Consider the following 11,026-nt stretch of genomic DNA (forward strand, 5'->3'; position numbering starts at 1 on the left):
TGATCACCAAGGGCGCCCACACCATGAACACAATCTTCGGCGACAAGCCGACGGGTTGAGTCCGAGTGAGATGGCTCCCCGATTGGCTCCTATCGACTTTCAGAAACGGAAAAGGGCCCGACCCGCTTAGCGGATCAAGCCCTCTACCTGGTTAAACGGCGTCGGGGTGGCGGGATTTGAACCCACGACCTCTTCGTCCCGAAGCAATTAGAACACTCATTCAGTCGGGTCTCGGCAGCCCTGTGACCTGCGGTGAGAGTGCGGGACCGTCCGCCAACGTTCGTGATCAGCCGTAGCGATTGTCACGCAGTCCGTCACTCAACTGGCCCTGCTCGCCTACACCCTCATCGCCGTGGCCACCGCCCATCAACCTCAGCTCGACGGTCCCCTCGTCGAACACCTCGGCCTGGTCGCCATCGCCATCCCCGAACTGCTCCGCCAACTCCGCGGCATCGTCATCCCCGACCCACGACGGGACCGGGAGCACCGCCTGACCTGATCGATCTGGCGGCGACGGCACCAATACCGCGCCCGCCTCTACCACCAGCGACGGCACGCCTGCGCGGAGACAACACCATGATCACAACGATTTACGGCTGCCGTAATTGAACGGGTGGCATTGGGCACGAGTATCCGGCAATTGCTTCTTCCTGGTCGTTGAACCAATCACCGGATACGTCGTTGTTATCGCTCACCGCCACGTAGCGAGCTTACGACCCTTGAGATCGGCCTAGAACGCCGTTCTCTCGCTGAGGTACGCCCAGGCTTGTCCGGGGTAGCTCGGCTTTCCATGAGCACGGACGTAGGTCGCTTCGGACTGCCTGACTCCCGCTGTATAGGCAGCGTTCGTACCTGTGACGGTCCGCGCCAGGCTGCTGCCCCATCCACAGAAATGAGGATTGCTCGAGTTGTCCCACCATCCTGTGGTGACTTGCGCATCGAACAGGAACTGGGAAATCACGTTTATATCGACGGGGTACATCTTCGACCACCCATATCTGACGCCATTGGTCGCAGCGGTTGCCGCAATCGGGTGCCAGGTCAGATTGGCCTGTGCGCCGTGCGGTGAGGGTGCGTCCCAGTAGTACTCGCCGGCGTAGTAGCGTGTGATGCTCTGCAGGCTGATCGCGCCAGGGTCGCTGAGCCAGCTTCCGCACCAGATGTCGGCTGCCTGAATGCTCACGTCTTGAGCACCCACGCCGCTGCGAGCAGCTCGCAGATCGGATTCGTTCAAAGGAAGCTCTTCTGGCGCGATCGGCTGTGGCTTGGGTGCCGGGATATTCAGGACCTTTTCGTCGGCCTCCCGATTCTGAGGAGATACGAGCGAAGTCTTGTCGTTGAATTGGGGATCCACCGGGCGTGACGTATCAGCGTTGGCAGAGCTTGGAACGGCGAGTGCCACAAGCCCTGCTACGGTGATGGATACTGCCGCAAGTCCGTCGGCTAAGGGGCGGGAGACTTTCATGGTTGATCCTTTCTTGTAGTGACTGTTCGCGAGGTTGGATCTGGGCATCACTGCTCTTTGCGCGGCGCAAGAGCATGATGGATTGCCGGAAAGCTCAATGTCGATCCGGGAGTGTGGTTCGGAGATTAAGAGGGGCGCTCTCCGATTACCTTCAGAGCATTTCGATATCGAGTTTGCTGAAGATTTCGAAGGCGATCCAGCTTCTCTGCATTTGCTGTAATGATGTCCAGCTGTGCTTCAGTCCATGCGGCCTTCTTCGCGCCGCTGTAGTTGGCCTCGAGACGGCATTGCTCATCTGCTGTGGCCGTCTTCAGCTCCTCCCTCGTGGGCGGGGCAAGGTGTTGCCGTCCAACGGGAACATCTCGGCGTCCCACCCAGCGTGGGTCATGCTCGGCGTCAGAAGGCTGGCTGTAGGTGAAACCTCTGGCCTTCATACACGCGCTCCAGCGGGCCGTCGACTCGGCGATGCGCTGATCCATGCGAGACCCGTCGGACGAGGCAGCTGCCTCAGCTGCGTCATCCATCAGAACATAGAGGTCCTTGTATATGTGAGGTCTGGCAGGAACCTTGCCATCGGGCCCAGGAGCTTGCCCATTTAGTTTTCGCTGCGCTTCGCCATCGCACCCTTCCGGCGGAACCCTCTTCCCCCTGTACGAGCGTATGGTGCCGGTGTGCACTGCATCTTGATCTGCTGGTATACGGTATCCGCGAATGCCGTCACGAGCGGCAGGCCGAAGGTTAAGCAGTTGATCTTCTGTGCCTGTGTAGCCATTTTTGCTGACGTTGAGGGCTCCGAGCCACCCCAGATAATCGGCGTTAGCGGGATACGTTGCCGGACTCGTGTCATGCTTGGGCATCCTGAGGCCGAACGCAGCCAGACACTGGGCTATCAAGGCGTAGCGAGCAGTTTGGACAATTGAGCGCCCCTTGGCGTCAAGATCGTACTTGTCGAGGGGTAACCCGAGGTCTTCTGCCGTCCGCACAACTGTGGCAGCCGATGTCGGGCGTGAACCGTCATTCGGATCAGTATCTGAGCAGGCGCCGGCCAATAGCGTTGTCATGACAGAGAACGTCACTACTCGCTGGAACGCACGGAGACGCAAGAACTGCTCCTGATCTTTCAACAGAGTCGATGGGGTGATATATAAATCGGGGAACTTGTATATGGTCATGTTCATGCGACTCCAACTCTTGGCTCCCATGTCCGAAGAGAGGAGGAGATCTCGTCTATATTCAAACTCTCCCGACCTGGTATTAAACTATCTGCGACCCGCACCCAAGCCTGGCTTTTGATTCCAACCCTGAATCTTTTCGGCGACCTGCCCTAAACGGATGTCGCCAGGTGGAACCCCGATCTGGAAGTGTCCTTCCGAAAGAGCTTGATCGGAGTCTCCGCCCCACTGAACTAAGCCTTCGCATTCGGTAAGAATGTCTCGAATCACTGCCTTCTCATTAGGGAAAAACCCACCTTTTGCTCCTGATGGGTACCAGCCGGGCTTGATGTCGATCGCGGTCCCGGAAGAATGATTGCTTTCGGCCGCTGACAGCCTTGTGTTACCGAGCGGTCTGTGCCCGACCACGTCCCCGTCCACGAGCGTGCCGATCTCGTAGTGGAATCGTGCGGCCACGTGAAGCAGGATCGTCGCCACCTCGCCGAGTCGCAGGGTCACGTTCGCGCTACTGCCGCTGATCAGCCAGGTGGGAGCCCAGCTCAGATCCTCTTCCTGCTCTACCTTTTGCCGGGTGCGGGATTCGCCGATGAGCACTGGCCACCCGTTCGCGCTGTACCGAACAGACGATCGCAGCGACTGATCCCTTGCCACGGAGCCTGCGCCATCCTGCGCGTGCAGTGGAGACGCGCTTGCTGACCTTGATGCTCCCAAGGTGATTGACGCAGCACCCATCATGCCTATTGCGCCACGGAACAATAAGCGCCGAGAAAATGGCGACTTCGAAGTGTTCTCGAATTCCACACGGCCCTCCGAGGTGTGCCTGCTACCACCGAACGCTGGATATCGCGATGATCGGAATCATTCTAATCGTCGGAATCACAAGAATCAGGATCGTCGCGATGACGAAGTAAATCTTCATCGACATCACGGAGCGCCTTGCGATTGGTATGTTAGGGAGGATCGCCATGGCCAGAAGGGCAAGCCACGAGCCTATGGTGATGGCGACGAATGCCCAGGCGGAGTCTCGGTTGTTCGTCGGCGGAAGTCCGACTAGGAGTGCATAGGCGAAGTCGATCGGGAAATATGCGAAAATACCGAGAAGAACATTATAGACGACGCCCAATGCTGTCCATGAAAGACGCGCCGTCGACCCGCGACCCGAAGGCACTCCCGCTTCTCCGTTCTTCGGCTGTCGTCAGCTCAGATTACGTGCAGGAGCATTGTATTTTTCGAACACACGATAGATCCCCAGCACTTCCACTCCGTACTGTTCGGCTTCGGTGCCGGTGCCATTGTAACGTGCGATGACTCGGCGCGTCAGCACCTCGTCATCCGCCAAACCTGGTCTGGCCACACCGATGTCATCGGCGCCCCAAAAGTGGAGGAGGGGGATCGTGCTAATGTTGTATTCGTTGTCATTCTTGAGCTTTTTCCAAACGTCCCATACGACATGCCAGTCCGAGCTGTCCAGAAACGGCTCTTCCGTTATTCTATGACTGGAGCAATAATTGCGAGAACTGATCGCGCTACCGGCTTGAATCTGCCCGATGCCAGTGCTCGAGTCCTCTTTGACGGGTATAGGGACTGTCGGCTCAGGGCCGACCTTCCCGGCCTTCTCCCAAGCTTCGTATGCCGTCTTGTACGTATACCAGTTCGTGACCGCTGTCTCGGCCAGAGCATCGTCGGGCCCGGACATGCGCGTTTCGAAGAAGGCCGGCGCCTGGAGCAGTGCTTTACGGATTCGGAATGCCCGAGCCAAGCCGGTGAAAAGGCCGTCGTGACTCAGCAACTTGTCGACGGTGTCAGCGTTGCTGAGCTGCCAGGGCCTTTCCGGATAGCCGATGCCTTCGAGATAGGCGGCGAGGTCGGCGATAAGAGCGTTTCGATTGGCGACGTCGAACGCCACGTCGAGCTTCGGACCCCCAGGAACCGCGTCGAAAGTGTTCTGCCCGTTGTCTCGGCCCGAGGCGATATTATTGTCAATCTCTATCTGACCACTACCGCTGCCCACCGTTATTGTAGAGATCTGGTCGAAGGCCCAATCCTCCGGCATGGGGAAGCCGAGATTGCCGCTGAACCCACTTGACATGTCGGACACGAAGCTGGCCGTGGCCAAACCCTCCCTCGCGACGCGTGAACAGACGTTTCTGGGGCCATAGATGCCGATCTGATACTCACTGGCATACTGTGCGAAGCGAGTCTTGATTGCGCGGAAGTGCGGGATGATGTTACTCGTGACATCCGAGTCCAGCGCGTCGAAGTCGACAGCGAAGTAGATTCGGGTGCCCCGCTTGAAGCCGTAGCCGCGAGCAGCGTCAAGGGCAGCCAGCGCGTCGGCAGCCCCTTGCGCAGGGTTGAAGTAGGTAACCGACCCGCCGTAGGTCTGGTAGATGGGAAAGACCCATAGGCCTTCTCCGCTGATGACCGCAAGCTCTCCGGGCTGGATTTTCTTGTTGAGTGACGTGTTGGGTACGTTCGTGAGATAGCGGCCCACGATCGAATAGCCTGCCGCCCTCATGGCTTGCGCTCGGGCCGTAGTGATCTCTGTTACGCAGTCACAGGCTGTTCCCCGCCGAGTTGTATCACCATGGCTGACCACGAGCGAAGCCCACGTCTGATAATCCCCCCGGCCGGTGATCGCGAGCTTCACAAACCCTTGGAAGTCGCGCACCTGTGCCGCCAGGTCCTGGCCGAAGGAACTGGTGAAGGTTACTCCGTTCCTACGGTTGAATATCATGGCACCCGCGAAGAGCTGAACGAACACGCCACTGGATCCGACGCCGACTTCATTCGCCCTCAGGCCAGCCTGCGTCATCGGGCCAAAAATGCCATCTACCTGTGTTTCTGGTGTTCCGAACTCGTACTGCAGTGCTTTCAACAACGCCTTCTGCACGTCACGCGAGAAGTGTCCATCACACGGAATTATGAAGAAATTGGGCCGGTGTGCGTAGCGCCCATTCATCCACTGCTGAACGCTGCGAACATCACCAGTCCCGCCGGACACGGGGACATACGCGTCCATGGTCAAGAGGGCCTTGAAGAGTTTGGGTACCATCGCGTCGCCGGAAAACAGACCACTGACACCGCTGTCTGCCTTCAGCTTCGAGACGCCCGCAGACACTCGATCATTATAGATCCCATCGATCTCACCGCCGTCGTAGCCCTTGCAGTAGAGCCCAGACTGAATGATGCGGACCAAGTTTGCAGGGGCGCCGGTGCTTCGATTTATCGACGGCCATTGTGCTGTGAGTGTTGACATCGTCGTGGGCCCGAAGTTGTCAGACAGTGCAGTGATGCCCAACTGGTGTTGTAAGCAGCGGGTCAGTGCGTACATCGTCGCCCACCCAGTGACGCCGTCCTCAACCACCTTGTTGATACCAGGCACACTGCCATAGACCGTGTTGATGAATCGCTGAGCGCGTAGCACCATTTCGTCCATTGCTACTCCTCCATGGCAAATAGTGGTTCAGAGCGGCTGTCACGTCGACATTTGGTTCGGCGATACGCTCAGCGCTAACCCGGCCATGGCCAAAACCCTCTATCTCGGAGATGGGTTCTAGGGCGCAAAGGGTCACGGCTGTGCAGCGAAATCCTCGTCAGTATCTCTCTGCGTCAGGACCTCGTCCAGCGGCGTCCGGTCGAGGGGTTACATCGACATTCTTGGTGGAGTAGCGATGAATAGGGTCGGCATATGCGGCAGTCATCGTGACTGAGATTTCTGGTTTTGTGAACGCGACGACTTCCGCTCGAATCAAGCGGGAGTGCTTGGCCATACTGACCCTTCAAGGCGTGGTTAGAGTAGCGTCTGAGCAGAGTTGTCGAATCACACTGACTGGTGTATTTGCGTTCGGCCTGACCGTCTGTGATTAGAATGCCTGAGGGGCGGTTGGTTCTCAAGATCTCCATTTCTCGACTTTGATTTCGATCTGATAACAAGGGGAATTTCCGCTGACCACAAAGTCAGCCTCGATGACTCACGCCACGGTCGTGTCGGCTGAACTGGTCGGCATGGCGAGGGTTCCGCCCGAGCACCCTTTTCGGGGTGTCCTGCGAGGTCGCGCTGCCGTCCGAGGCGCTCGGATACGGCAGCCGTAAATCGTTGTGATCATGGTGTTGTCTCCGCGCAGGCGTGCCATCGCTGGTGGCAGAGGCGGGCGCGGTATTGGTGCCGTCGCCGCCAGATCGATCAGGTCAGGCGGTGCTCCCGGTCCCGTCGTGGGTCGGGGATGACGATGCCGCGGAGCAGTTGAGGGATGGCGATGGAGAGAGTGAAGTCATAGGGTCACCGATGTACGAGCGCTGAAACACCAGGGCATTGGTGCCGCTGCCTAGTGGTTCAGCAGCGCCCGGGGACTGCATGGACATTGATGTCCCCGACCTGTCCCCTCCTACCACAGGGATTCCGCACTTCAAGAGGGGACGAGGGACAGCGGGGACACGAGGGACACTGACTACGGCTTCGAGCCTGTCAGCGAGTCTTTGATCGCCTGAGCACCCGGGGCGCTGGACAAGGCTAGGTCGTGGGCGGCGCGTTGGAGTTCGGTCACAGCGTAGGCGTTCAGTGCTGCGGCATCCGGGGCGACATCCAACGCGGTGGCGACTGCGGCCTCGGCGTCGCCCTGCATGAGCTGGGCACGGGCGAGGCAGGCTCCGTACCAGGCTCTGTCGCGGCGGTAGGACTCGGGCAGGGTGGATAGGCCGCGTTCTAGGTAGTCGGCGGCGCGGCGGCCGTCGCCGAGTTCCAGTTCGGCCATGCCGCGTTGCATGAGGAACCAGCCCTCGTCGTAGAAGCACATCCAGGGTGGTTCGTCTTCGGGGTGTGCGGCGGCGGTGCGGATGAGGTCTTCGGCTTCGGCGAGGCGGGTGCGGGCCTGGTTGGCTTCGCCCAGTTGGGCGTGGCCTCGGCCGGCCATCTGGGCGGCCATGCCTTGCACGCCGTAGGTGGTGCGGCCGTTGTGCCAGCGGGAGGCTTCGGCCAGGCAGACGCAGCGGTGTGGGTCTCCGAGGCTCCATGCCTGGTGGGCTTGCATGTTCAGGGTGGTGGAGGCGAGGGAGGCGTCTCCGGCTTCGATGGCCCAGGCGTGGGAGCGGTCGTACCAGGCCAGGGCGGCGGCGTGCTGGCGGGAGTCGTGGCACATCCAGGCGATGAATTGGGCGTACTGGGCCAGCACGGCGACGGCCCGGTCGGCGAGCGGGCCTCGGGCGCCTCGGGCCAGGTCGGCGACGGTGGACAGTTGGGCGTGGACGAGGGGCAGCAGGGGGCGGCTGCCGATGGCGTCCTCGACGCGGCGGTGCTCGGCAAGGCAGTGTTCCAGCCATTGCACGGTGGCCAAGTCGACGCGGCTCGGCTGTTCGATGGCGCGGGTGATGCGCTCGTACAGGTCCGCGTCCGGGGCCAGGGAGGGCAGGGCCAGGGCGGGAACCGGTGTGGTGGTCGTGCCGAAGAGCTGGTCCTCGGCCATGCCGAAGGCGGCGCAGTAGAGCCGGGTGTAGAAGGCGTCCGGCCGGTGCTCGCCGGTCTCGTGGCCCCGGATGCGCCGGATGAGGCTGTCCACCTCCGGCAGGGGCTTGTCTGACACGCGGGCGAGCTCGCGGGCCAAGTCGCGCTGTGACCAGCCGCGCGTTTTGCGGGCCGCGAGCAGGCGGGCGGCCCAGTATGGGACGGGCTCGTTCATCCGGCGCACCTCCGATGGGAGACGAGCGGACACGGGGCGGACATCCCAGGTCGCCTCTCGGTGTCCTCTGTTGAGCTGTTACCGCCTGTAGCTGGGATGTATGCATGTACGGCGACAGCGACGGTTTCTACGAGTGGACGGCCAGCGACGCGTTCGGCCGGGGCGCGTGCGGTGTCACGGGTGAGCATGAGCGGGCAGTCGCCTTGTTGAGCCAGTCGCTCGGCTCGCTGGCTCCCGGGGCCACGGGCGTGGTCCGCGTGGTGCGGCTGGACCGCCTGGCTCGGCAGCCCTCCTATGTCTATGGCCCTACCGTGCTGCGCTTGCGGCACGCGAAGCAGGTCATGATCGCCCGGGGTGAGTGAACCACCGTGGCGGAGTGGGAGCCGTACGCGCAGCGCGGCGGCACACTGCGGGTGCGGGAGACCTCGTGCTGTGGGGAGTACGAGTGGTGCTGTGAGGGCGGCCTGTACTTCGTGCTGCGCCGCAACGGCGAAGGCGACGCCCCGGCGCCGCTATGCCGAGGTCCGGCCTGTCTGGGAAGCCCTCATCCGCAATCATCGGCACACCTCCCGGCGTTAGAGCGACGGCAGGTCCACCAGCGCGGGCTGCGACAGGACACGCCGCTCTGCGGGGAAGACCCGATAGACCGCTTCACGGATCGCCTCGTCTCGCACGCGTGCGACGAACTCCTCGGGAGTGCCGCCGCACAGACGGCGCAGTTCGGGGGAGTCGTCCAGAAGGCTCTGGATCAACGTAGGTTGATCGACCAGGCGTCGGGCCTGCCCATCCCCGTTCGTCAGGCAGCCGTGGCGGCCCACGTAGACGAAGCACGGCGGCAGCCGGACACCGGATTCCAGGGTCACGGGGTGGCGGTCGGCGGGCAGGCGGCGACGCCAGTAGTTGGGTTCGGTGATGTCCAGCGTCGCCAGCTCGCGATCGTCGAGCCAGAGCACGAACAGCCGCGCGGTCTTCCCCGGTGCCTCCACCGGCACCGCTGGCACGTACCCCCACCGGTTCACATGGGCTGAAACACCAGGCGCGATGCCCTCGACGTCGGCCAGAGTCATGGGGATGACAGGCCGGATCGCGTGGCTCACGAACTTGCGCCGCATCTGGCTGGGCGAGGCGTTCGAGCCCACCGCGACCACCGGATAGCGCTCCGACATGGGCGAGCAGTCAAGCCGCACCAGAAGCTTGCCCAGTGTCTCTTCCCCGGCCTGCCACTCCTCGGCCGGAGTCCCGTCGACGGGGAGTAACGGCAGGTACTCGTCGTCCACCAGCACGCCGGAGGTGGCGGGGATGCGGCCCGGATAGGTGAGAGGGCGCGCCATGGGGTCGTCGTGGAAGAGACCTGTTTCGGTCACGAGGCGTCCAGCTCGTAGACGAGGGTGTGCCGGTCTCCCGGTGCCACGGTGATCATGACGCGTACGGGGCGGCCTTCGGCGTCGTAGCCGGTGCGCGTGTGCTCGGCCACCGGGGTGCCGGCGGGCTGCCCGAGTCGGGAGGACTCGTCCTTGGTCGGCATCCGGATCTGGATCTCGTCCACCAGTCGCGTCTGTCCCCGGCCGATGGACGCCAGTAGACCGCCCGGGGCGCTCACGTCCTTCGGTTGCATCAGCGGGGTACCCCTGGCGATGTCCTCGGGGAAGTAGCTGTCGGCCGTTTGGAACGGCACGTCGTCCACGTACCGCACCCGACGCCGGACCACCACGATGTCCTTCTCGGCATCGAGGTTGAGGCGTTCGGCTACCGCTGGTGGTGGAATCTCCAGGTCTTGAGATATCGCTGGGGGCTGTGTCGCCATGTGACAGAACGTATCCTCAGCTTGTGACATCAGGGCAGGTCTCGATCTGGGTTCCTGTGGTTGTGGCCATACTGGGCGTGATCGGCGTAGTCGCTGGGCAGCTTGTGAACGCCTGGCGCGAGGATCGTCGCTGGAGTCGCGAAGTGGCCCGAGAGCGTGAGCAGGAGCGCCTCCAAGCTGAGAGAGTGCACGAGTTAAAGGCCTATTGGCGGAATGAGCGCCTTCGTCTCTATTCAGCTTCTCTGGACTTGCCCAGAGCTGGGCCAATCTCCTACAGGATGCAATCGATGACCTGCAGAAGGATGCGCTGTCTGAGGAGACGTTAGCCCGGCTTCGAGAGTTGCATAAGCGCGTCCGGGACTCGTTCGATGAGATCATCCTGCTGGGCTCCCCAACAACCAGTGACGCCTGCTGGCTGTTTCTAACGGATCATGAGATCGCCCTCCGGCTCGTGGAAGGGGAGAGTATGAAGGTCAACCGGGAACGACTGGACGAGGTCTGCGATCGGGTCCTTGACACTCTCAGGGTTGAGCTGGGGATTGAGCCCCATAGCCAACCCGAGCTTCTGAAGAAGTGGGAGCTCTTGCCTCCGGCCTAGTACAGATCCGCAGCATAGTCACGCAGTTAGTCACTCAGAAGACAGAAAAGGCCGCTTCCGATCTTCGGAAGCGGCCTTTTACCTGCGGCAATACTGTCGGGGTGGCGGGATTTGAACCCACGACCTCTTCGTCCCGAAGGAAAACCGGGGAGTCTGGGAATGTCGATCTGAGTCGATCGGGGTGCCTCGGTACCTGTCAAGATCTTTGAGACAGCTTCCTGCTATTTGGACGCTATGAGCGCTTGTGGGGTTGGCGGGTTGATCCACGCGGCGGTGGGGAGCGGTGGCGGACTCGGCGGGCTGCCGAACCGC

General features: G+C 61.5%; 10 protein-coding genes. 2 read left to right on the forward strand and 8 right to left on the reverse strand.

The genetic code is table 11. The annotated features are described in order from the left end of the window. The first annotated feature begins 352 nt into the window (after positions 1-352). Complete coding sequence (locus ACTWPT_RS58760; protein WP_443186261.1) at positions 353-499, forward strand: hypothetical protein; 147 nt, start codon at positions 353-355, stop codon at positions 497-499. A 231-nt stretch (positions 500-730) separates the two neighbouring features. Here ACTWPT_RS58760 and ACTWPT_RS58765 read toward each other — a convergent pair whose 3' ends face one another. The 6 genes from ACTWPT_RS58765 to ACTWPT_RS58790 all read right to left on the reverse strand — a co-directional run bounded on the left by ACTWPT_RS58765 (position 731) and on the right by ACTWPT_RS58790 (position 8,312). Then, positions 731-1,465, reverse strand: coding sequence for a hypothetical protein (locus ACTWPT_RS58765; RefSeq protein ID WP_443186262.1), 735 nt, complete (start codon positions 1,463-1,465; stop codon positions 731-733). Between the two features lie 125 nt (positions 1,466-1,590). Continuing rightward, positions 1,591-2,643, reverse strand: coding sequence for a hypothetical protein (locus tag ACTWPT_RS58770; RefSeq protein ID WP_443186263.1), 1,053 nt, complete (start codon positions 2,641-2,643; stop codon positions 1,591-1,593). A gap of 81 nt (positions 2,644-2,724) precedes the next feature. Continuing rightward, positions 2,725-3,231 carry a M15 family metallopeptidase gene (locus tag ACTWPT_RS58775; protein WP_443186264.1) on the reverse strand — a complete coding sequence of 169 codons (507 nt, stop codon included), beginning with the start codon at positions 3,229-3,231 and terminating at the stop codon, positions 2,725-2,727. A gap of 229 nt (positions 3,232-3,460) precedes the next feature. Further along, on the reverse strand, positions 3,461-3,760 hold the full coding sequence (locus ACTWPT_RS58780) for a hypothetical protein (RefSeq protein WP_443186265.1): 300 nt from the start codon (positions 3,758-3,760) through the stop codon (positions 3,461-3,463). A gap of 72 nt (positions 3,761-3,832) precedes the next feature. Then, entirely contained in the window at positions 3,833-6,076 is a 2,244-nt protein-coding gene (locus tag ACTWPT_RS58785; RefSeq protein WP_443186266.1) for a glycoside hydrolase domain-containing protein, read from the reverse strand. Positions 6,077-7,088: 1,012 nt separating this feature from the next. Continuing rightward, positions 7,089-8,312, reverse strand: coding sequence for a helix-turn-helix domain-containing protein (locus tag ACTWPT_RS58790; RefSeq protein WP_443186267.1), 1,224 nt, complete (start codon positions 8,310-8,312; stop codon positions 7,089-7,091). Between the two features lie 104 nt (positions 8,313-8,416). Here ACTWPT_RS58790 and ACTWPT_RS58795 point away from each other — a divergent pair, with 104 nt between their 5' ends. Further along, the gene (locus ACTWPT_RS58795) at positions 8,417-8,674 is read left to right on the forward strand and encodes a hypothetical protein (RefSeq protein ID WP_443186268.1); all 258 of its coding nucleotides are present in this window, start codon (positions 8,417-8,419) and stop codon (positions 8,672-8,674) included. 213 nt (positions 8,675-8,887) lie between these two features. Here the strand turns inward: ACTWPT_RS58795 and ACTWPT_RS58800 are convergent, their stop codons facing one another. Both ACTWPT_RS58800 and ACTWPT_RS58805 read right to left on the reverse strand, forming a co-directional pair. Further along, the gene (locus ACTWPT_RS58800) at positions 8,888-9,676 is read right to left on the reverse strand and encodes a hypothetical protein (protein WP_443186269.1); all 789 of its coding nucleotides are present in this window, start codon (positions 9,674-9,676) and stop codon (positions 8,888-8,890) included. Next, on the reverse strand, positions 9,673-10,116 hold the full coding sequence (locus tag ACTWPT_RS58805) for a UTRA domain-containing protein (RefSeq protein WP_443186270.1): 444 nt from the start codon (positions 10,114-10,116) through the stop codon (positions 9,673-9,675). The genes ACTWPT_RS58800 and ACTWPT_RS58805 overlap by 4 nt, the downstream gene beginning before the upstream one ends. Positions 10,117-11,026 lie beyond the last annotated feature (910 nt).

This window comes from Nonomuraea sp. 3N208 (assembly GCF_052245935.1).
In the GTDB taxonomy this organism is placed as follows: domain Bacteria; phylum Actinomycetota; class Actinomycetes; order Streptosporangiales; family Streptosporangiaceae; genus Nonomuraea.